Source organism: Mesorhizobium sp. IMUNJ 23033, from assembly GCF_044778005.1.
In the GTDB taxonomy this organism is placed as follows: Bacteria; Pseudomonadota; Alphaproteobacteria; order Rhizobiales; family Rhizobiaceae; genus Mesorhizobium; species Mesorhizobium amorphae_A.
On sequence record NZ_JBJACT010000004.1, the window covers coordinates 288,216 to 309,369 of the forward strand.

Annotated in this window: 18 protein-coding genes and 1 tRNA gene; 14 read left to right on the top strand and 5 right to left on the bottom strand. The window is 63.2% G+C overall.

Going from position 1 to position 21,154, the window contains the following annotated elements:
* Positions 1 to 232 precede the first annotated feature (232 nt).
* Positions 233 to 1,174: an N-formylglutamate amidohydrolase gene (locus ACFX5Q_RS06605; RefSeq protein WP_404276300.1), complete on the bottom strand. Its 942-nt coding sequence runs from the start codon at positions 1,172 to 1,174 to the stop codon at positions 233 to 235.
* Between the two features lie 164 nt (positions 1,175 to 1,338).
* On the opposite strand from ACFX5Q_RS06605, the gene cpdR reads away from it, so the two are divergent.
* Together cpdR and ACFX5Q_RS06615 are read left to right on the top strand one after the other, a co-directional pair.
* Positions 1,339 to 1,701 (top strand): cell cycle two-component system response regulator CpdR, encoded by a 363-nt coding sequence (gene cpdR, locus ACFX5Q_RS06610; protein ID WP_006199474.1) that lies wholly within the window; start codon positions 1,339 to 1,341, stop codon positions 1,699 to 1,701.
* 115 nt (positions 1,702 to 1,816) lie between these two features.
* A tRNA-Val gene (locus ACFX5Q_RS06615) sits at positions 1,817 to 1,891 on the top strand.
* A gap of 122 nt (positions 1,892 to 2,013) precedes the next feature.
* Here the strand turns inward: ACFX5Q_RS06615 and ACFX5Q_RS06620 are convergent.
* Positions 2,014 to 2,220 carry a hypothetical protein gene (locus tag ACFX5Q_RS06620; protein ID WP_404276315.1) on the bottom strand — a complete coding sequence of 69 codons (207 nt, stop codon included), beginning with the start codon at positions 2,218 to 2,220 and terminating at the stop codon, positions 2,014 to 2,016.
* A gap of 283 nt (positions 2,221 to 2,503) precedes the next feature.
* Here ACFX5Q_RS06620 and ACFX5Q_RS06625 point away from each other — a divergent pair, with 283 nt between their 5' ends.
* Positions 2,504 to 4,777 (top strand): alginate lyase family protein, encoded by a 2,274-nt coding sequence (locus ACFX5Q_RS06625; protein WP_404276317.1) that lies wholly within the window; start codon positions 2,504 to 2,506, stop codon positions 4,775 to 4,777.
* Positions 4,778 to 4,936: 159 nt separating this feature from the next.
* Here ACFX5Q_RS06625 and ACFX5Q_RS06630 read toward each other — a convergent pair whose 3' ends face one another.
* From ACFX5Q_RS06630 to ACFX5Q_RS06640, 3 genes are all read right to left on the bottom strand, one after another.
* Positions 4,937 to 5,899 (bottom strand): GDP-L-fucose synthase family protein, encoded by a 963-nt coding sequence (locus ACFX5Q_RS06630; protein ID WP_404276319.1) that lies wholly within the window; start codon positions 5,897 to 5,899, stop codon positions 4,937 to 4,939.
* Positions 5,900 to 5,908: 9 nt separating this feature from the next.
* Positions 5,909 to 6,979 carry a GDP-mannose 4,6-dehydratase gene (gmd, locus tag ACFX5Q_RS06635; RefSeq protein ID WP_404276321.1) on the bottom strand — a complete coding sequence of 357 codons (1,071 nt, stop codon included), beginning with the start codon at positions 6,977 to 6,979 and terminating at the stop codon, positions 5,909 to 5,911.
* A gap of 98 nt (positions 6,980 to 7,077) precedes the next feature.
* Positions 7,078 to 8,232, bottom strand: coding sequence for a dihydrodipicolinate synthase family protein (locus ACFX5Q_RS06640; protein WP_404276323.1), 1,155 nt, complete (start codon positions 8,230 to 8,232; stop codon positions 7,078 to 7,080).
* Positions 8,233 to 8,473: 241 nt separating this feature from the next.
* Here ACFX5Q_RS06640 and ACFX5Q_RS06645 point away from each other — a divergent pair, with 241 nt between their 5' ends.
* The 11 genes from ACFX5Q_RS06645 (at position 8,474) to ACFX5Q_RS06695 (ending at position 21,154) form a co-directional block, all read left to right on the top strand.
* Positions 8,474 to 9,517 (top strand): LacI family DNA-binding transcriptional regulator, encoded by a 1,044-nt coding sequence (locus ACFX5Q_RS06645; RefSeq protein WP_404276325.1) that lies wholly within the window; start codon positions 8,474 to 8,476, stop codon positions 9,515 to 9,517.
* On the top strand, positions 9,514 to 10,530 hold the full coding sequence (locus ACFX5Q_RS06650; protein ID WP_404276326.1) for a Gfo/Idh/MocA family protein: 1,017 nt from the start codon (positions 9,514 to 9,516) through the stop codon (positions 10,528 to 10,530). The genes ACFX5Q_RS06645 and ACFX5Q_RS06650 overlap by 4 nt, the downstream gene beginning before the upstream one ends.
* Positions 10,527 to 12,128, top strand: coding sequence for an acyl CoA:acetate/3-ketoacid CoA transferase (locus ACFX5Q_RS06655; protein ID WP_404276328.1), 1,602 nt, complete (start codon positions 10,527 to 10,529; stop codon positions 12,126 to 12,128). Before ACFX5Q_RS06650 ends, ACFX5Q_RS06655 begins: the two co-directional genes overlap by 4 nt.
* The gene (locus tag ACFX5Q_RS06660) at positions 12,121 to 12,897 is read left to right on the top strand and encodes an enoyl-CoA hydratase/isomerase family protein (protein ID WP_404276329.1); all 777 of its coding nucleotides are present in this window, start codon (positions 12,121 to 12,123) and stop codon (positions 12,895 to 12,897) included. Before ACFX5Q_RS06655 ends, ACFX5Q_RS06660 begins: the two co-directional genes overlap by 8 nt.
* Positions 12,898 to 12,914: 17 nt before the next feature.
* Positions 12,915 to 14,426 (top strand): aldehyde dehydrogenase family protein, encoded by a 1,512-nt coding sequence (locus ACFX5Q_RS06665; RefSeq protein WP_404276331.1) that lies wholly within the window; start codon positions 12,915 to 12,917, stop codon positions 14,424 to 14,426.
* A gap of 58 nt (positions 14,427 to 14,484) precedes the next feature.
* On the top strand, positions 14,485 to 15,738 hold the full coding sequence (locus tag ACFX5Q_RS06670) for an ABC transporter substrate-binding protein (RefSeq protein WP_404276333.1): 1,254 nt from the start codon (positions 14,485 to 14,487) through the stop codon (positions 15,736 to 15,738).
* A gap of 129 nt (positions 15,739 to 15,867) precedes the next feature.
* Complete coding sequence (locus tag ACFX5Q_RS06675) at positions 15,868 to 16,827, top strand: carbohydrate ABC transporter permease (RefSeq protein WP_120014963.1); 960 nt, start codon at positions 15,868 to 15,870, stop codon at positions 16,825 to 16,827.
* Positions 16,824 to 17,768 (top strand): carbohydrate ABC transporter permease, encoded by a 945-nt coding sequence (locus tag ACFX5Q_RS06680; RefSeq protein ID WP_006199492.1) that lies wholly within the window; start codon positions 16,824 to 16,826, stop codon positions 17,766 to 17,768. The genes ACFX5Q_RS06675 and ACFX5Q_RS06680 overlap by 4 nt, the downstream gene beginning before the upstream one ends.
* Before the next feature lie 4 nt (positions 17,769 to 17,772).
* Complete coding sequence (locus ACFX5Q_RS06685; protein ID WP_404276334.1) at positions 17,773 to 18,888, top strand: ABC transporter ATP-binding protein; 1,116 nt, start codon at positions 17,773 to 17,775, stop codon at positions 18,886 to 18,888.
* A 5-nt stretch (positions 18,889 to 18,893) separates the two neighbouring features.
* Entirely contained in the window at positions 18,894 to 20,396 is a 1,503-nt protein-coding gene (locus ACFX5Q_RS06690) for a GMC oxidoreductase (RefSeq protein WP_404276336.1), read from the top strand.
* The gene (locus tag ACFX5Q_RS06695) at positions 20,393 to 21,154 is read left to right on the top strand and encodes a 3-ketoacyl-ACP reductase (RefSeq protein ID WP_404276338.1); all 762 of its coding nucleotides are present in this window, start codon (positions 20,393 to 20,395) and stop codon (positions 21,152 to 21,154) included. The genes ACFX5Q_RS06690 and ACFX5Q_RS06695 overlap by 4 nt, the downstream gene beginning before the upstream one ends.

Here is a 21,154-nt window from a genome sequence, read left to right on the forward strand (position 1 = left end):
TGTCACGCAAGCGCCGTCGAAACGCAATTTCCACTTCATAGTGAATTAAAAAAACCTGAAGTCGGTTGACATTTGTGCAGCGCACAATACTTTTGTTCTCGGACAGGTCTTCCTGTCCATGCCCTCCTTGGGCGTTTCCTCCCTAGACTTCGACCGTGTCGTGCAAACGATGCGGTCTTTTTTTCGCCGCGACACTGGCGCGGGCGCTGACCTGTGCGGCCTGTCGCCAAACCTATTCGGCGGCGAGCGGCAGGTCGATGAAATGGTGATCGGGCATCGCCATCAGGTCGGCCGAGAACCGTGCCAGATCGTCGGCAAGCGCATCGAAGCCGGCGGATTTCTGGAACGTCCGCTCATTCATGTAAAGCCCGCGATTGACCTCGATCTGCAGCGCGTGGAGATGGCGCGCAGGCCGGCCGTAATGCTCGGTGATGAAGCCGCCGGCATAGGGCTTGTTGTGGGCGACGGTATAGCCCATGCCGGTGAGCAGGCCGATCGCCGTCTCGGTCAGGGCCGCCGTGGCGGAGATGCCGAACCGGTCGCCGATGATGAAGTCCGGTCGCACCCCATTGTCGCCGACCCTGATGCTGGCAGGCATCGAATGGCAGTCGATCAGCACGGCATAGCCGAACCGCGCATGGGTCCTGGTCAGAAGCCGCTTCAGCGTCTCGTGATAGGGCTTGTAGACGGTCTCGATACGCGCCACGGCCTCGGCCAGCGGCAGGCGGCCGGAATAGATGTCGAGTCCCTCGCCCACCAGCTTCGGCACGGTGCCAAGTCCGCCCGCCACCCGCGCCGAGCGGATGTTGCAGAAGGACGGCACCGGTTCGGCGAACATGCGCGGGTCGAGCTCCCAGGGCTCGCGATTGACGTCGAGATAGGCGCGCGGGAAATTCGCCGCCAGCATCGGCGCGCCAAGGGTGACGGCGCCGCCGAACAGTTCCTCGACATAGCAATCCTCGGACCGGCGGATGGCATTGCGGTCGAGCCGCGCCATGGCCAGGAAGCGGTCGGGATAGTAGCGGCCGCTATGCGGTGAGTTGAAGAGAAAGGGAACGCGCTGCTCGGCGCCCGATCGGATTTCGAAGGGTGGAACGACCGAAAAATCCTCGGCTGCCGTCTTCAATTTGAGCGAACCCGGAAACAGCACTGCATCATGATTTGAAACTGCCATCTCGCCGGCCGCATGTCCAGCATTTCAGCACCCTCACAGCTCAGCCAAAGTCAGGATAATGCCGCCATCGTTCACTTGATGTTTACCGTCACCTCCTCATATACAGGATGGTTAACGGGCATGCCCGGCGCCAATGTCGGGGCGGGTGATTCGGACGGGATATGATGGCACGCATTCTGCTGGCGGAAGACGATGACGATATGCGCCGGTTCCTCGTCAAGGCGCTGGAGCGCGCCGGCTACCAGGTGAGCGATTTCGACAATGGCGCCAGCGCCTATGAGCGACTGCGCGAGGAGCCTTTCTCGCTGCTGCTGACCGACATCGTCATGCCCGAGATGGACGGCATCGAGCTTGCCCGCCGCGCCACCGAGATCGATCCCGACCTCAAGGTCATGTTCATCACCGGTTTCGCCGCCGTTGCGCTCAATCCGGATTCAAAGGCCCCGAAGGACGCCAAGGTCCTGTCGAAGCCGTTCCACCTGCGCGACCTCGTCAACGAGGTCGAAAAGATGCTGCAGGCCGCCTGAGGCGCTTCCGGCTCGATCCCGGCGCGTCCTCGGCGGCGCGACAAAACGAGCCTTTCTTTCCCTTTCCGACCTATTGACGCGCTGGATCAAAAGTGGTGTATGCGCGGCTTCGGATGGGCGTGTAGCTCAGCGGGAGAGCACTGCATTGACATTGCAGGGGTCACAGGTTCAATCCCTGTCACGCCCACCATCCAGACAAGCCGTATCGCATCTCGCCACACCTGAGGCCCGTCCCGGTGGGGAGTAAGGCAATAGGGCCGTAGGGCAATTGGTGCCGCTCGTCCTATTCCCCTACTCCCAGATCGCCCTACTTCACTGCGGCCGTGGATCGGGCCTGTTGTCGTGCTTGTCACCGTTCCTGCCTTCCTTGCACGGCGCGTCGCCGATGCCGCAGCATTTGGCGTTGTGGGTGACACCCGGCTTTGTCTTGTCGCAATCTCTTGGCGCCGTCGTCTGGCAGCCTGCCAGCACGGAAACGGCGATGGCGGCAAGCAAGACGTTTCTTGATCGAATAAACATAGATGCTCTCCTTGATAACCGCGTTTGTTACGCAGCGCTTGGTCGCGCGCCGCGAGCGATTGGTTCAAAGGAACGAAAAAATAGTCTGCGGAACTTTTCTCGATGCCCGAACAGGCAAGTGCACCGATAGCGCCCGAGGTCGAATTGAGCCGTGACGCACGACGTGCAAAAGGCTAGGAGACGACTGAAGGTTTGCAGGAGAGAAGCAGGAGATGGCGGCAATCGGATGGTCCATGATGACATGCGATCCCGATCGTCCCCGCATGCTCCCTGGCGGGCAGCCATGACCCCAGTTCCAGCCGAGCGACGGTCCACCTGGCAACGAATACTCCTCGAGCTCAAGCGGTCGAGGAGGTATCTCAAGTCGCCGCTCACGAGTCTTGGCAATGCGCTGGTTTCGGCAAAACGCAAGCTCGAACACCGGCATGTCGTGAGGCTGCGCATAAAGGCGGCGCGTGACGGCTACGCGGCCTCGCCGATTTCGCGCGTGAAGGACAGCTTCATGCTTGTCCGCATCATCGGCAATGACCTCGAGCCGCGACACCGCAAGGGCCAGTCATACGACAACGCCCTGTTCATCCTGGACAACGAACCCGCCTTCCCGGACTGCGAGAAATTCTGGATCGTCAACCGGATAACGGACCCCGAGGAAGAGGCCCGCATCATCGGCCTGCTGGAAAGCTGGAACCAGAACTTCCACAGGATCCCTTTCGACCTCGATGCCTATCGGCAAATTCCCTGGAACATGGACGAACTGGCCACGGGCCTGTTCAGGTCTTCGGACAGCGTCCGATCGGCCGAGCCGAATGCCGCGCGTTATGAAACGCACATCCGGCGCGGCAAGAACCTCTATGTGATGAACAACAACGGCGCGCGCAACACGGCTCTTGAGATCGCCCGCGGGCGGGCGAAGTGGCTGATGCCGTGGGACGGCAACAGCTACCTGACGCTGTCGGCCTACCAGCAGATCCGGGCGGCAACCCGAGAAAACCCGCATTTCCGCTATGTCGTGGTGCCGATGGCGCGCATCGTCGACAACGCAATTCTGCTCGACACGGCCTTCAAACCGCGGGCTAACGAAGAGCCGCAAATCATATTTCGAACCGATACGACCGAACTGTTCGACGAAAACTATCCCTATGGACGCCGGCCGAAGGTCGAAATGCTGTGGCGGCTTGGCGTTCCCGGGCAGTGGGACCGGTTCCGCGACGACCGGTGGGATTTCCCGCGTCGACCCCTCTCGCCCACCGCCGGGCTTTTCCAGAATGCCGGCTGGGTCGCGCGCCTGGATTCAGGGCGCTCGCATCTTGAAATCGGCAAGGCGGGCTTCCTCGCCCGCTGGACCAGCCGCGACGAGGCGATCGTCGACATGCTCGACCGCTGTGACGCCAGGGCGGTCTCTGCCAGGCTCGATCCGTCGCGCCTGGCCTTCTACGACGAAGACGCGCTCGCCGCCGCCTCCAGAAACAAGGACGCCGATCTTCAGCGGCATCTGCGCAACTGCGCCGACCAGGCGCTGACCCGCGGTCCGTTCAGTGTGACGGACAAGACAGGCGTGGCGCCGAGCGGCAACCCGCACGACTACTTCCAGCCGGCGCCCTATTGGTGGCCCGATCCCGACAAGCCTGACGGACTTCCCTTTGTCGGGCGCGACGGCGAGCGCGCGCCCGGCACCAGATTGTATGAAACAGGCAGCGAAGCCTACGATCGTACGCGCCTGCAGCGATTGCTGGACGATACCACCGTGCTTGCACTGGCGGCGACCGTGCTTGGCGAACAGCACTATGCCGGCCACGCCGGCGGGCTCATCCGCACATGGTTCATCGATCCCGCGACAAGAATGAACCCGCATATGCGCTACGCGCAGGTGCGGTTCGGTCACGACGACAACGAAGGGAACGGGCAAGGTATCATCGAGCTCAAGGATCTCTATTTCTTCCTCGACGCGGTTCGTCTGATCGAACGTGCCGGCGTGTTGGACGCAAGCGAAGGGGAAGCATTCAGATCCTGGCTTGGTTCATACCGCCAATGGCTGGACACGGCGCCGGCCGCGGTGGCGGCGTCCAAGCGCCTCAACAACCACGGTGTGTTCTTTGACCTGCTGCGGGCGTCGATCGCCGCATTTCTGGGGGAAAGCGCAATGCTGGCCGAGATCGGCCGTCGCGCCAGGGAGAGACTGGTGGATCAGATCGCGCCCGACGGCTCGCTGCCAAGGGAATTGTCGCGCACCCGGCCCAGACACTACACACTGTATACCTTGCAGGGCTGGACGACGCTGGCGCGCATCCTGTCCTCGGTCGGCGACGATCTTTGGCAGCATCGTGCTGGCGAAGGACAGGGGCTGGTCCGAACCCTGCGCTGGCTGGCGGCGAATATCGACAGCCATGACACCACGCCGATGGATGCGGTCGATCCGCACCGGCTTTGGCCGCTATTGCTCGATCTTGCGCGCCACGATCCCGAAGCAACGATCCGCAACGCCGAGGCGCAGACCGTCATGCCCGTCTTCCACCCGGACGAAGGCATCGCTCCGTTCTGGATGTGGAGAAGGCCCTAAGCAATTCCAGGAAAAGTGCGTAGCGGTTCCGTCCGGAATTGCGCAAAAACAAACAGTCAGATTCTCAGACCTGCTTACCAGAGCCGCGACCGCAGCTTCGACAGGGGACGGCCGCCCAGACCGTCATCTCTCATGGCGGCAATCAGCGTCGATCGAGGTTCAGACCGCGCCGAGGCGGACATCACCTTTCTCAATATGCTGGAGAAACCACGCATAGGTCTGTTCCAATCCACTGCGAAGCGGGTAGCCCGGACGCCAGCCCGTGGCCAACAGGCGCGACACATCCAACAGCTTGCGCGGCGTGCCATCAGGCTTCGTCGGATCGAACGTGATCGCTGCCTCCACGCCGACGACGGATACGATGGTGCGGGCCAGATCCGCAATGCTGACCTCCTGCCCCGAACCGACATTGACATGGCTGTCTCCGGCATAATTTTTCAGCAGCCAGACCAGGGCGTCGGCGGCGTCGTCGACATGCAGGAACTCGCGCATCGGCGTGCCCGATCCCCAGACCTCCAGGGTCTTGCCGCCGATGCGCTTGGCCTCATGAGCCTTGCGCATCAATGCCGGCACGACATGGCTGGTGGAAAGGTCGAAATTGTCGCCCGGACCATAAAGATTGGTCGGCATCGCTGAAATGTAATCGACGCTATACTGGCGACGGTAGGCCTGGGCGAGTTTCAGCCCGGCGATCTTGGCAACCGCATACCATTCATTGGTCGTCTCGAGCGGGCCGGTCAGCAGCGCGTCTTCGGGGATCGGCTGCGGCGCGAGCTTCGGATAGATGCAGGACGAGCCGAGAAACAGGAGTTTCTCCACTCCATTGCGAAAGGCGGCCTCGATGACGTTGGTCTGCAGGACGAGATTTTCATGCAGGAAATCGACCGGGAACCTGTCATTGGCGAGGATGCCGCCGACCTTGGCCGCCGCCATCACCACCGCGTCCGGCCTGTGGTCGGCCATCCAGCGCCGCACGCCGGCCTGGTCGAGAAGATCTAGCTGCTGACGCGGCACGGTCAGGACCTCGCAATCCTCGGCCGCCAGCCGGCGCACGATTGCCGAACCGACCATGCCGCGATGCCCGGCGACAAAGACCCGCTTGCCCAGGAGCTCGAAAGTCATCGCGGCGTCCTATGACTGGTGGCCGTTGCGCCGGATGTCGTCGACGGAGCGCACCAGGTCGGCCTGCACCATTTCCGCGACCAACTCCTTGAAGCCAATCGTGTGCGACCAGCCAAGCCTGGCTCGCGCCTTGGATGCGTCGCCGACAAGGATCTCGACCTCCGTCGGCCTGAAGTAGCGCGGGTCGATGCGCACCCGCACGGCGTCCGAACCGGCATCCATACCGACTTCATCGACGCCTTGGCCTTGCCAGCGAATGGTCCGTCCGGTCTCGGCGAAGGCCAGTTCGACGAACTCGCGCACGGAGTGCATCTCGCCCGTCGCCAGCACGAAATCATCCGCCTCGCTATGCTGCAGAATGCGCCACATGCCTTCGACATAGTCGCGCGCATGGCCCCAGTCGCGCCTGGCGTCGATATTGCCGAGATAGAGCGTGTCCTGCAGCCCGCGATGGATCGCGGCGACGGCGCGCGTGATCTTGCGGGTGACGAAGGTTTCGCCGCGTGTTGGGCTCTCATGGTTGAACAGGATGCCGTTTGCGGCAAACATGCCATAGGCCTCGCGGTAGTTGACCGTGATCCAGTAGGCGTAGAGCTTGGCCACCGCATAGGGCGAGCGCGGATAGAAGGGCGTGGTCTCGCTTTGCGGGGTTTCAGCAACCTTGCCGTAAAGCTCCGATGTCGACGCCTGATAGAAACGCACCGACTTTTCGAGGCCAAGGATGCGGATCGCCTCCAGCAGCCTGAGCGTGCCGAGCGCATCGGCATTGCCCGTGTATTCCGGTGTCTCGAAACTTACCTGGACATGGCTCTGGGCGCCGAGATTGTAGATTTCACCCGGCTTCGTCTCCTGCACCAGGCGGATCAGGTTGGTCGAGTCGGTCAGATCGCCATAGTGCAGGAAGAAACGGGCGCCATGCTCATGCGGATCGACATAGATGTCGTCGACGCGCTCTGTATTGAAGGAAGAAGAACGGCGTTTGACGCCATGCACGACATAGCCCTTCTGCAGCAGCAACTGTGCCAGATAGGCGCCGTCCTGGCCCGTCACCCCGGTGATCAAAGCTACTTTGTCGGTCATGCCCTGCTCGTCCCTCCCCATGGGCCATACCGAATACAGATTTGCCCAAGCAAGGCAAATCCGAACATCGGCCCGAGGCGGAGACGAAGCCTGCCTGCTCAGACGCCGGCGACCGCGCAGAGGTGTTTCATCCTGGCGACGGCAAGTTCCGGGTCGGCCAGCAACCCGGCTTGATCGGCGAGCCGGAAGACATCGGCATAGTGGCGGACGCCGCGCGCCGACTGCATGCCGCCGACCATCGAGAAATGGTCCTGATGGCCATTGAGCCAGGCCATGAAGACGATGCCGGCCTTGTAATATTCGGTCGGCGCCTCGAAGATTTTTCGCGACAGCGGCACGGTCGGCGCCATCAGAGCGTCATAACCGACACGATCACCTTCGGCGAGCTTCGCCAGTGCTGCATTGGCGACCGGCGCGATGGCGTCGAAGATGCCGAGCAGCGCGTGTGAATGTCTCCTGCCGTCGCCGGCGATCAGCTCTGGATAGTTGAAATCGTCGCCGGTGAACATCACGACGCCTTCCGGCAGCCGGTCGCGCAGCAACACCTCCTTGCCGGCATCGAGCAGCGATATTTTTATGCCCTCGACCTTGCCGGCATGCCGCTCGATGATGGCGACGACCGTGTCGAGCGCCGCCTCAAAATCGTTGCTGCCCCAATAGCCTTTCAGCGCCGGGTCGAACATGTCGCCCAGCCAGTGCAGGATGACCCTGCCGGAGGCCTGTGAGAGGATGCGGTCGTAGACGCGGGCATAGTCGTCCGGTCCGTTGGCGACGGCCGCCAGCGCGCGGCTGGCCATCATGATGGCCTTGCCGCCCTCGCCTTCGATGAAGGCGAACTGCTCCTCATAGGCGCGGATTACATCGTCGAGCGTCTTTGCGGTTGCAGGTGCCAGATGGTCGGTGCCGGCGCCCGAAGCGAGGTCGGCACTCGGCACCGTGCGCGCCTCGGCGATCGAACGCCGGATCAATTCCTTCGCGCTTGCCCAGTCGAAACCCATGCCGCGCTGCGAGGTGTCCATCGCCTCGGCAATGCGGAAGCCAAGCGCCCACAGATGATGGCGGAACGCCATCGTCCTGTCCCAGTCAACCGCCGGCGTGGACCACGGATCGGTCATGGCCAGGGGATCTGCCACGACATGGGCGGCGGCATAGGCGATGCGCGAAAACCGCGCGCCGGCCACCGGCTGCACAGGCTGGCCGACCAACCGGTAGCTGGCGCGACGACCGCCCTCTTCGGGCAAGGTGATGTCCATGAAACTCTCCCTTTGTCGCGCCTATAAATGGAACGTTCCAATAAATCAAGAACCTTTATGATTCGCCAGCCCAGCGCGACCGGATGCTGCATCGCAACACAGGAACCCTTGTCAGGAAAGATTTTTCAGCGAGGTCAATCAATTTTTCGCAGCAGGGAAAAATCCGGATTGACTCCCATTCTCGGCAGTGATTAGAACGTTCCAATAAATTCGACCAAAAATACCGGGAGGACGTATCTGGATGGCCAGCCGGGCCAAGGCGACGATACTCGACATTGCCCGCGAGGCGGGCGTGTCCAAATCGACGGTATCGCTCGTGCTCCAGGGCAGCGGGCTGATCCGGCCTGAAACCGCGGTCAAGGTGCGCAAGGCGATCGAGGATGTCGGCTATGTCTACAACCGCGGCGCCGCCAATCTGCGCAAGGCCCACTCCAATGTCATCGGCATGGTCATCAACGATCTCACCAACCCCTTCTTCGCCGAACTGGCAGTCGGCATGGAGCGTGTCTTCCAGTCGGCCGGCATCGTGCCGTTCATCGCCAACACGGCGGAGAACCCGGTGCGCCAGGAGGAAGTGCTGAAGTCGCTGATGGAACAGGGCGTCGCCGGGCTGATCGTGTCGCCGGCGCGCGGCACCACGCCGGGCGCGTTCCGCCGCCTGGAGACGGCAGGCCTGCCGGTCGTCTTCGCGATGCGCCGCTTGCCTGAAAGCCGCATCCCGGTAATCGCACCCGACAATCATCGCGGAGCGTTTCTGGCCACGCAGCATCTGATCGGCAAGGGCCATCGCCGGCTGGCCTTCTTCGGCGGCTCCTCCGATCTGGTGGTCTATCACGAACGATTGGGCGGTTTCCGCGAGGCCTGTGAAACGCTGGGCATCGCCGCTGGTGACAGGCTGATCTTCGAAGGCGAGACCAGTCGCAAGGGCGGCATCGCCTGCATGGAAACCGCCCTTGCGATGGCCGCGCCGCCGACGGCGGCACTCTGCTTCAACGACGCGGTCGCCTTCGGCGCCATGCTGGCGCTGCGCAAGCGCGGGCTTGAGCCGGGTGCGGATTTTGCCGTCGTCGGCTTCGACGACGTGGCCGAGGCCGAGCATTACATGCCGGCGCTAACCAGCGTCGCGGTCGACTCGGCGGGCCTCGGCGAGCGCGCCGCCCATGTCATGCTGAAGATGATCCAGTCGCGCACCACACGTGCCGAGGATCATATCGGCGCGGTCAATCTGGTGATCAGGGACAGCTGCGGTCCCGATCGCCGCGCAGGAATGGGAGACGCGGCATGAGCGTCAGATGGGGTCTGATCGGCGCCAGCACGATCGCCAGGCAATTCATGATCAATGCCATCCGAGCGCAGGCCGATGGCGATATCACCGCGGTGATGAGCTCCAACCGGGAGCGCGGCACTTCTTACGCCCAGGAAAACAACATCCCGCTCGCTGTCTCAACGCTCGATGCCTTGCTCAACTCAGACATCGACGCCGTCTACATCTCGACCACCAATGAATTGCACCTCGAACAGGCGCTGGCAGCGATCAAGGCGGGCAAGCATGTGCTGTGCGAGAAGCCGCTGGCGCTGAGCAGCGCCGATGCGCGCAAGATGGTCGCCGCCGCCAAGGCGGCGGGCGTCGTACTCGGCACCAACCACCATCTGCGCAATGCCGGCTCCCATAGGGCCATGCGCGAGGCAATCGCAACTGGGCGCATCGGCAAGCCGGTCGCCGCACGTGTCTTTCACTCGGTCTATCTGCCCGAGAACCTGCAGGGATGGCGCATCACCAAGCCGGAGGCGGGCGGCGGCGTGGTGCTCGATATCACCGTGCACGACGCCGACACGCTGCGCTTCGTGCTCGGCGACGATCCGGTCGAGATTTCCGCCTTTACGCAATCGGCAGGCATGGCCAATGGCGGGCTGGAGGACGGCGCCATGTGCATCTGGCGCTTCAAGTCGGGCGTCATTGCCCAGTCGCATGAGGGCTTCACGACCAAATTCGCCGGCACCGGCTTCGAGGTGCATGGCTCGGATGGCTCACTTTTCGCCAGCAACGTCATGACCCAGAAGCCGGTCGGCTCGGTGCTGCTGCGCACCGCAAAAGGCGAGGAAGAATTGAACTTCGACCGCGAGGATCTCTACACGAGGTCGCTGCGCCAGTTCCATGCCGCCATCCACGGCGACGACCAGCCATCCGCGACGGGTGAAGACGGCGTCTGGTCGCTGACGTCGGCCGAGGCAGCGTTGCAGTCCGCGAAATCAGGCAAGGCGGTCGCAATCGACCCGAAACTTGGGAGCACCGCGTGAGCAAGGTCGTTTCCGCCGCGCAGGCCGCCAGCCTGATCAAGGACGGCATGGTCGTTTCCGTCTCGTCATCGAGCGGCCTTGGCTGCCCGGACGCGGTGCTTGCCGCGATCGGCGAGCGCTTCGACACTGAGGGCCATCCGCAGAACATCACCACGCTGCACCCGATCGCCGCCGGCGACATGTACGGCATCAAGGGCATCGACCATCTGGCCAAGCCCGGCCTGCTGAAGCGCACCTTGTGCGGTTCCTATCCGTCCGGCCCCTCGTCGTCCGAACCGCCACAGATCTGGAAGATGATCGGCGACAACTCGGTCGCCGCCTACAACGTTCCGTCAGGCATATTGTTCGACATGCACCGCGAGGCCGCCGCCAAGCGCCCGGGCGTGCTCACCAAGGTCGGTCTCGACACCTTCGCCGACCCGCGCCATCAGGGCTGCGCCATGAACGCAGCCGCCAGCGAGTCGATCGTTTCGGTCGAGCAATTCGACGGCGAGGAATGGCTCTATTTCCGCTCGATCGTCCCTAACATCTCGATCATTCGCGCCACCACCGCCGACGAGCGCGGCAACCTCACCTACGAGCATGAGGGCGCCTATCTCGGCGGCCTCGAGCAGGCGCTCGCCGCACGCAACAATGGCGGCGTCGTCATTGCGCAGGTCAAGCGCGTCGTCGAGAACGGCACGCTGAAGCCGCATGACGTGCGCGTGCCCGGCGTGCTTGTCGACCATATCGTCGTTGCGCCCGACCAGTTGCAGACGACGCTGACACCTTACGACCCTGCGATCTCGGGCGAGATCTTCCGGCCGCTATCGACCTTCCGCAATGCAGAGATGAACGTCCAGAAGGTCATCGCGCGCCGTGTCGCCATGGAGTTGCGCGACGGCATGGCCGTCAACATCGGCTTCGGCATTTCGGCCAATGTGCCGCGCATCCTCCTGGAGGAGGGTCAGCATGGCAAGGTCACCTGGGTGATCGAACAGGGCGCGGTCGGCGGCGTGCCGCTGCTCGACTTCAAGTTCGGCTGCGCCTCCAATGCCGAGGCGATTATGCCCTCGCCGCACCAGTTCATTTATTTCCAGGCCGGTGGTTTCGATGCCTCGCTGCTGTCCTTCCTGCAGATCGACCGCCACGGCTCGGTCAACGTCTCAAAACTTTCGGCAAGGCCGCATGTCACCGCCGGCGCCGGCGGTTTTGTGGACATTACTGCCCGCGCGAAAAAGATCGTCTTCTCCGGCTTCTTCAATGCCGGGGCCAAACTCTCGCTGGCCGATGGCGGCATCCGCATCGACCAGGAGGGTAAAGTCAAGAAGGTGGTCGACGAGGTCGAGCATATCTCGTTCTCGGGAAAGCGCGCGGTCGCGCAGGGACAGGACATCACCTATGTCACCGAGCGCTGCGTGATGAAGCTGACGCCGGACGGGTTGATGGTGACGGAACTTGCACCCGGCATCGACCTGGAACGCGATGTGCTGGCGCAGGCCGAGATCCCGCTCGGCATCGCCAACGACCTCAAGGTGACACCGTCCGCACTCTATCAGGATCGGCCGATCGGCCTGTCGCTCAATGGCGGCGCCTCGCTCGGAGGCACGCATGGCTGAGCATCTTGTCACCTTCGAGCAGGACGGCGCCATCGGCATCGTCACGCTGCGTCGGCCGGAGAAATTCAACGCACTCGATATCCCGATGCTGCGGGCGCTGGAAATGGCGATCGACGAGGCGGAGATGGCCGACGGCGTTCGCGTCGTGTTGCTGCGTGGCGAAGGCAAGGGCTTCTGTGCCGGCGGCGATGTCGAGGCCTGGGCACAGATGAGCGCCGCCGATTTCCAGGTGCAATGGGTCCGCTACGGCCACCGCGTCTTCGACCGGCTGGCGCGGCTCAGGCAGCCGACCATCGCGGTTCTGTCCGGCCATGCGCTGGGCGGTGGGCTGGAACTGGCGGTCGCCTGCGACTTCCGCGTAGCGGAAACGCAGGTGAAGCTTGGCTTCCCTGAGACTTCGATCGGCGTCGTTCCCGGCTGGTCCGGCACGCAGCGCGCCGTGCGCCGCTTCGGCGCGCAGGCGGTGCGGCGCATGGCGCTCGGCGGCGAGGTTTTTCTCGCCTCTGACGCACTCGCTTTGGGCATTGTCGATAAGGTTGTCGAGACTGGCAAGGCGTTCGATGAGGCCAAGGCCTGGGGAGAAAAAATCGCCGAGCGCGGGCCGCTGGCAACCGAAGCCGCCAAGCTGATGATTGCGGTCGCCGAAGGTGAGGAAAGCGCTGCCGCGACCGAAGCGCTGGCCAGCGGTTTCATCGCGCTGACCAGCGACCTCAAGGCAGGCGTCGGCGCCTTCAAAACCAAGCAGAAGCCAGCCTTTTCCCGATGCTAGATAAGAGTGGAAATCCTATGAACGCGCCCCTCAACATCGCCATGCCCGCCGAGGCATCCGCCGCGCCGAAGAGCTACCGGCTGCTGATCGACGGCAAGCATGTCGAAGCTCGCGACGGCCGCACGCTTGAGCGCAACAGCCCCGGCCACGGCTTCATTGTTTCGCGCTATGCGCAGGCCGGCGAGGCGGAAGTCGAGGCGGCGGTCCAGGCCGCGCACAAGGCATTCGAGACCGGCCCATGGCCGCGCATGAAAGCTTCCGAGCGCGCCGCGATCCTGCTCAAGGCCGCCGACCTGATCGAGGCCCAACTGGAAGACATCGCCCGGCTCGATGCGCTGGAATCCGGCAAGCCGATCGCCCAGGCGCGCGGCGAGATCGGTGGCGCCGTCGACATCTGGCGCTATGCCGCCGCGCTTGCCCGCACGCTGCACGGCGAGAGCTACGCCAATCTCGGCGATACCATGCTGGGCGTCGTGCTGCGCGAGCCGATCGGCGTCGTCTCGATCATCACGCCGTGGAATTTCCCCTTCCTGATCGTCAGCCAGAAATTGCCTTTCGCGCTTGCCGCCGGCTGCACGGCCGTGGTCAAGCCGAGCGAGATGACCTCGGCCTCGACCTTCGTCCTCGGCGATATCCTGATGCAGGCGGGCCTGCCAAATGGTGTCGTCAACATCCTCGCTGGCCTGGGCGGCGATGTCGGCGCGCCGATGGTCAGCCATCCATTGGTCGAAATGGTGTCGTTCACCGGCTCCACCCGCGTCGGCAAGACGACCATGGCCTCGGCCGCCAACTCGCTGAAGAAAGTATCGATGGAACTCGGCGGCAAGAACGGCCAGATCGTCTTCCCGGATGCCGACCTCGATGCGGCCGCCGACGCAGCCGTATTCGGCGGCTTCTTCAACGCCGGGGAATGCTGCAACGCCGGCAGCCGGTTGATCGTCCATGAAGCGATCGCCGACGACTTCCTCTTGGCGGTCAAGGCGCTCACCGCCAAGGTGACCGTCGGCGATCCGCTCGATGACCGCACCAAGGTCGGCGCCATGATCTCGTCCGACCATCTCACCAAGGTAGCCGGCTATGTAACGGCGGCGGCAAGCGACGGCAGCAGCGTCTACAGCGGCGGTAAGCAGCTGGCGTCCAATGCTGGCCAATACCTTGACCCAACCATCATTCGCGGCGTGACCGAGGACATGGCGATCGCGCGCGAAGAGGTGTTCGGCCCGGTGCTTTCCGTGCTGACTTTTGAATCGATTGAAAAGGCGTTGCACATCGCCAACAACACGCCCTATGGTTTGTCGGCAGGCGTGTGGAGTGCCAGCATCGACACCTGCATGTCGGTGGCGCGGAATGTGCGTTCGGGGACCGTTTGGGTGAACACGTTCATGGAAGGTTATCCCGAACTGCCTTTCGGCGGCTACAAGCAGTCCGGTCTCGGACGCGAACTCGGCAAGCGCGCCGTCGAGGACTATACCGAGGAAAAGACAATCCAGTTTCATCGCGGCCAGCGCACCGGATGGTGGGTCGGCTGAGTTGGGAGACCCCGGCGGACATCCGCCGGTTATGTGCATGCAACAAGGGAGGAAGTACATGTTGCGCAAACTGCTTATCGGAACGGCTCTTGCGTCGAGCTTTGTGTTCTCGGCGCATGCCGAGGACGTCAAGGAAGTGCAGATGCTGCATTGGTGGACGTCGGGCGGCGAAGCGGCTGCTCTGAACGTCCTCAAGGAGGATCTGTCCAAGGAAGGCTTTGCCTGGAAGGACGTGCCGGTGGCCGGTGGTGGCGGCGACGCTGCCATGACCGCGCTGAAGGCCATGGTCGCGGCCGGCAATTACCCGACCGCCTCGCAGATGCTCGGCTACACCGTGCTCGACTATGCTGCCGCCGGCGTCATGGGCGACCTGACCGAGACCGCGAAGAAAGAAGGCTGGGACAAGTCCGTTCCGGCGGCCCTGCAGAAATTCTCGGTCTATGACGGCAAATGGGTCGCGGCTCCGGTCAACGTCCATTCGGTCAACTGGCTGTGGATCAACAAGGCGGTGATGGACAAGATCGGCGGCACCGAGCCGAAGACCTTCGACGACTTCGTTGCGCTACTCGACAAGGCCAAGGCAGGCGGCGTCATCCCGCTCGCTCTCGGCGGCCAGAACTGGCAGGAAGCCACCATGTTCGACTCGGTCGTACTGTCGACCGGCGGACCGGAGTTCTACAAGAAGGCCTTCAACGACCTCGATGAGGAATCGCTGAAGTCCGACACGATGAAGAAGTCGTTCGACAACCTCGCCAAGCTGGTCACCTATGTCGACCCGAACTTCTCGGGCCGTGACTGGAACCTCGCCACCGCCATGGTCATCAAGGGCGATGCGCTGGTTCAGGTCATGGGCGACTGGGCCAAGGGCGAGTTCAACGCCGCCAAAAAGACCCCGGGCACCGACTTCCTGTGCTATCGCTTCCCGGGCACCGACGGCAGCGTGATCTACAACTCCGACATGTTCGGCATGTTCAACGTTCCGGACGACCGCAAGGCCGCCCAGGTCGCGTTGGCCACCGCCACGCTGTCCAAGAGCTTCCAGTCGGCCTTCAACGTCGTCAAGGGTTCGGTTCCGGCCCGTACCGACGTGCCGGACACCGACTTCGACGCTTGCGGCAAGAAGGGCATGGCCGACCTGAAGGCCGCCAATGATGGCGGCACGCTGTTCGGCTCGCTGGCCCAGGGCTATGGCGCACCACCGGCCGTCGCCAATGCCTACAAGGATGTCGTCTCGAAGTTCGTCCACGGTCAGATCAAGACCTCGGACGAGGCCGTGACCGAGCTGGTCAAGGCAATCGACGACGCCAAGTAAGGCTTTCGCCACCTGAAAGGGCCTTCCCCGCGCAGGCGGGGAAGGCCCCCGATGCAGGGTTTGAGGCTGCTTTGATCGGTGCATTCGTGCGCCGGCGAGCCTCCGCACGAACCGGTACTGGATGAGCCAATGAGCACGGTTGCCGAAACCAAGATCAAGCTGACGCCGGAGCACAATGCGCGCCCAGGCGCCTCCGTCCGCTCGCGGCTGCAGGACGCTTTGCCGAAGATCGTGCTGGCGCCCAGTTTCGCCGCCACCGTCATCTTCGTCTACGGCTTCATCCTGTGGACGATCTATCTGTCCTTCACCAATTCCAAGACCTTCCCGTCCTACGCCATCACCGGACCACGCGCCTATCAGCGGCTGTGGCGCTGGACCTTCGAGAGCGACCCGCCGTCGAGCTGGTACACCTCGATTACCAATATGGGTATTTTCGGTTTCCTCTACATCTTCATCTGCCTGGCGCTCGGCCTGTTCCTGGCCATCCTGCTCGACCAGAAGATCCGCGGCGAAGGCGTACTGAGGCCGATCTACCTCTATCCGATGGCGCTGTCCTTCATCGTCACCGGCGTCGCCTGGAAATGGTTCCTCGATCCCGGCCTCGGCCTCGAGCAGACGCTGCACCAGTGGGGCTGGACGAGCTTCCATTTCGACTGGATCAAGAACAAGGATTTCGTCATCTACACGGTGGTCATCGCCGGCGTCTGGCAGGCCTCCGGCTTCATCATGGCGATGTTCCTGGCCGGCCTGCGCGGCATCGACGGCGAGATCATGAAGGCAGCGCAGATCGACGGCGCCACCACCTTCCAGCTCTATCGCCGCATCGTCATTCCGCTGCTCAGGCCGGTGTTCCTGTCGGCCTTCATCGTGCTCGCGCACCTCGCCATCAAGTCCTATGACCTTGTGGTGGCGCTGACCAGCGGCGGGCCGGGCGGCTCGGCCTGGCTGCCGTCCAACTTCATGTATGAGTTCACCTTCAAGCGCAACGAGATGGCGGTCGGTTCGGCCAGCGCCGTGATCATGCTGATGACCATCACCGCGATCATCGTGCCCTATCTCTATTCCGAACTCAGGGAGAGACCGCGATGAGCGCCGTCACCTCACCTGCCCGCGAGGCCAGCACCGGCATCAGCGCCAGGACCGTCAACCGCATCGTCATCTACGGGCTGCTGGCGCTGTTCGCACTGTTCTACCTGATGCCGCTCTTCGTCATGCTGGTCACCTCGTTCAAGACCATGGACGAGATCCAGAACGGCAACATGCTGGCGCTGCCGCAGTCGCCGACCCTCGAACCGTGGTTCAAGGCCTGGGGAGAGACCTGCGTCGGCCTGACCTGCGCCGGCATCAAGGGCTATTTCTGGAACTCCATCAAGATGGTAGTCCCGGCGGTTCTGATCTCGACCCTGCTCGGCGCGCTCAACGGCTATGTGCTGACCAAGTGGCGCTTTCGCGGCCACACGCTGGTCTTCGGACTGATGCTGTTCGCCTGCTTCATCCCGTTCCAGTCGGTGCTGTTGCCGATGGCGACCATTCTCGGCAGCCTCGGCCGTTTCGGCGTGACGCTGCAGAATTCGACCGGGTTCTCCTTCGGCCTGGGCAATCCGACCGTCAACCTCGTCTTCGTCCACGTCGTCTACGGTCTCGGCTTCACCACTTTGTTCTTCCGCAACTACTACGAGGCCTTCCCAACCGAACTGATCAAGGCGGCGCAGGTCGACGGCGCCTCCTTCTTCCAGATCTTCCGGCGCATCATGCTGCCGAACTCGATGCCGATCTTCGTCGTCACCGTCATTTATCAGTTCACCAACATCTGGAACGACTTCCTGTTCGCCTCCGCCTATGCCGGTACCGGTGACGCGATGCCGATGACGGTGGCTCTGAACAACGTCGTCAACACCTCGACCGGTGTCGTCGAATACAACGTCAACATGGCGGCAGCGATGATCGCCGCCCTTCCCACCCTTCTCGTCTACGTCGTCGCCGGCCGCTATTTCGTGCGCGGGCTGATGGCCGGCGCGGTCAAAGGATAATCTGATGGCTTTTCTGGAAATTGATGGGCTGAGGAAGCGTTTCGGGACGGTCGAGATCCTGAAGGGCATCGATGTCGAGCTCGAAAAAGGCGGCTTCCTGGTGCTGGTCGGCCCGTCGGGCTGCGGCAAGTCCACGCTGCTCAACACCATCGCCGGGCTGGAGACCATCACCGAGGGCGAGATCCGCGTCGACGGCCGGGCGATCAACGATCTCCACCCGTCCAAGCGCGACATCGCCATGGTGTTCCAAAGCTATGCGCTCTATCCGAACATGACCGTGGCCGGAAACATCTCCTTCGGCATGGAGATGCGCGGCGTGCCGGCCGACGAGCGCCAGAAGGCGATCGACAAGGTGGCCAAGGTGCTGCAGATCGGCCACCTGCTGCAGCGCAAGCCGAGCCAGCTTTCCGGCGGCCAGCGCCAGCGCGTCGCCATGGGCCGGGCGCTGGTGCGCGATCCGAAACTGTTCCTGTTCGACGAGCCGCTCTCGAACCTCGACGCCAAGCTACGCGTCGACATGCGCATCGAGATCAAGCGTCTGCATGCCACTACCGGGACCACCATCGTCTACGTCACCCACGACCAAATCGAGGCGATGACGCTGGCGACCAAGATCGCTGTGATGCGCGACGGCGAGGTGCAGCAGTTCGGCACGCCGGCCGAGATCTACAACAACCCGACCAACATCTTCGTCGCCGACTTCATGGGCTCGCCGGCGATGAATCTGGTGCCGGCGACGATCGGCGGCAATGGCTCTGCCTTGTCGGTGGTGCTGCAACGCGACGGGCGTGAGCCGATCTCGCTGCCGCTCGCCGGTGCGCCGACAGGCCTGTCGGCGTTCAAGGACAAGCCGATCATCTTCGGCGTCCGCCCGGAAGCGCTGACCGATCCGGAAGGCGCCGAGCGCAATGCGTCGAACATAGCCACCGCCGATTGCCACATCGAAGTGATCGAGCCGGCCGGTTCCGACACGTTTGCGGTCACCAATCTCGGCGGCAAGGCCGTGGTGGCGCGGCTGCGCGCCGATGCCAAGATCCAGCCGGGCACCATCACGCCGCTCGCCTTCAACCTGACCAAGGCAGTGTTCTTCGACCCGGCGACCGAGAAGCGCATTCTCTGACGGCCATGGCAAACCCCGATATCGTCATCATCGGCTCCGGCATCGGCGGCGCCACGATCGCCTCCGGCCTTGCCGGCAGCGGTGCTTCGATCCTGATGCTGGAGCGCGGCGAGAAGCTGCCGGCGACGCCCGAGACGCGCGACACCCGCGCCATCTTCGTCGACGGCCATTATCGGCCGAAGGAGATGTGGCGCGAGGCCGGCGGTGCTGCCTTCAATCCGGGCAACTACTACTATGTCGGCGGCAATTCGAAATTCTATGGCGCGGTGCTGATCCGCTACCGCAAGGAAGACTTTTCAGCCATGGAGCATTTCGGCGGCATCTCGCCGGCCTGGCCGTTTTCTTATGACGAGCTCGAGCCCTGGTATTCGAAAGCCGAGCAGCTGTTTCGCGTCCGCGGCACACTTGGCGAGGACCCGACCGAGCCCTTCCACTCGATCCCTTATGCCTTCAAGCCGGTACCCGATGAGGCGCCGATCGCGCGAGCACGCGCCGAACTGAAGGGACTCGGCCTGCATCCCGCTTCGCTGCCCCTCGGCGTCGACATCGACGCCTGGCTGAAGGACGGCAAGACGGGCTGGGATGCTTTCCCCAACACCGGCCAGGGCAAGATCGATGCGCAGTCCGGCCCGCTGACGGCGGCGCTGACGGACGAGAACATCCGGCTCGAGACCGGCGCCTACGTCGAGCATCTCGAAGCCTCGGCCGACAGCAAAACCATCGCCGCCGTCCATTACCGCCAGAACGGCGCGCTGAAGAAAATCTCGCCGAAGCTGGTCATCCTCTCAGCAGGAGCGGTCAATTCCGCCGTGATCCTGCTGCGCTCGCCCTCCCCCAATGGCAAGGGCCTCGCGAACTCTTCCGATCAGGTCGGCCGCAACTTCATGAACCACAATTCGAGCGCCATGCTGGCGATCGATCCACGCCGAAGGAACGACGCTGTCTACCAGAAGACGCTGATGCTCAACGACTACTATCTGTCGGACGGCAAGGGCGGCAAGCCGCTGGGCAACGTCCAGCTTCTCGGCAAGATCGACGGCAACATGCTCAGGGCGAACGTGAAACTGGCGCCGAAATTCGCGCTCGACTTCATGGCCGGCCACGCCGTCGACTGGTATCTGATGTGCGAGGACCTGCCCGATCCCGAAAGCCGCATCATGGTCGACGGCAAGGACATCGTCATGCAGTGGCGGCGCTCCAACATGCAGTCGCTAGAAGGCCTGACCAAGGTAATGCGCGAAAACTTCCGCGCCTGCGGCTATCCGATCGTGCTGTCGCGCCCTTTCGACAAGCGCACGCCGTCGCACCAGTGCGGCACCGTGAAGATGGGCAACGATCCGGCGACGTCGCCGCTCGACCCGTTCTGCCGCGCTTTCGACCACCAGAACCTGTTCGTCGTCGACGGCGGTTTCCTGCCCAACTCGGCGGCCGTCAACCCGGCATTGTCGATCGCCGCCCAGGCACTGCGCGTCGCCGATCATATCCGCAAGACGGAGCTTGCCGCATGACCCGCCCGGCAGTCATTGTCACCGGCGGCGCGCGCGGCATTGGACTGGCCTGCGCCGAAGCGCTGGCCGATGCCGGCTTCGATATTCTTGTCGCCGACCTCGCCGAAAAGGCCGACGAAGGACTTGCTGCCAACATCACCGCGCGTGGCGCGGCATTCGCCTATCATCGCTGCGACATCGCCAATCTCGACGGCCACGCCGCATTGGTCGACGCTGCAACGAACGCCTTCGGCCGCATCGACTGCCTGGTCAACAATGCCGGCGTCGGCGCCGTGGTGCGTGGCGACCTGCTGGACCTGAAGCCGGAGAATTTCGACCGCACGCTCGACATCAATCTGCGCGGCACGGTCTTCCTCAGCCAAGCCGTCGCCAAGGCAATGCTGGCAGCACCTGGCGGCCATCCGAAATCGATCATCACCGTCACCTCGGTCAGCGCCGAAATGGCCTCGCCGGAACGCTCCGACTACTGCATTTCCAAGGCGGGGCTGTCGATGTGGGTGAAGAATCTGGCGCTAAGGCTCGCCGCCGAGAACATCGGCGTGTTCGAGCTGCGGCCGGGCATCATCCGCACCGACATGACGGCAGGCGTCGCCGCCAAATACGACAAGCTGATCGACGGCGGTCTGGTGCCGGCCAAGCGCTGGGGCGAAGCAGGCGATATCGGCGCCGTGGTGGCCGCCCTTGCCGGCGGCAAGTTCGGCTTTTCCACCGGCTCGATCATCAATGTCGACGGCGCGCTTTCGGTGCCGAGGCTCTGA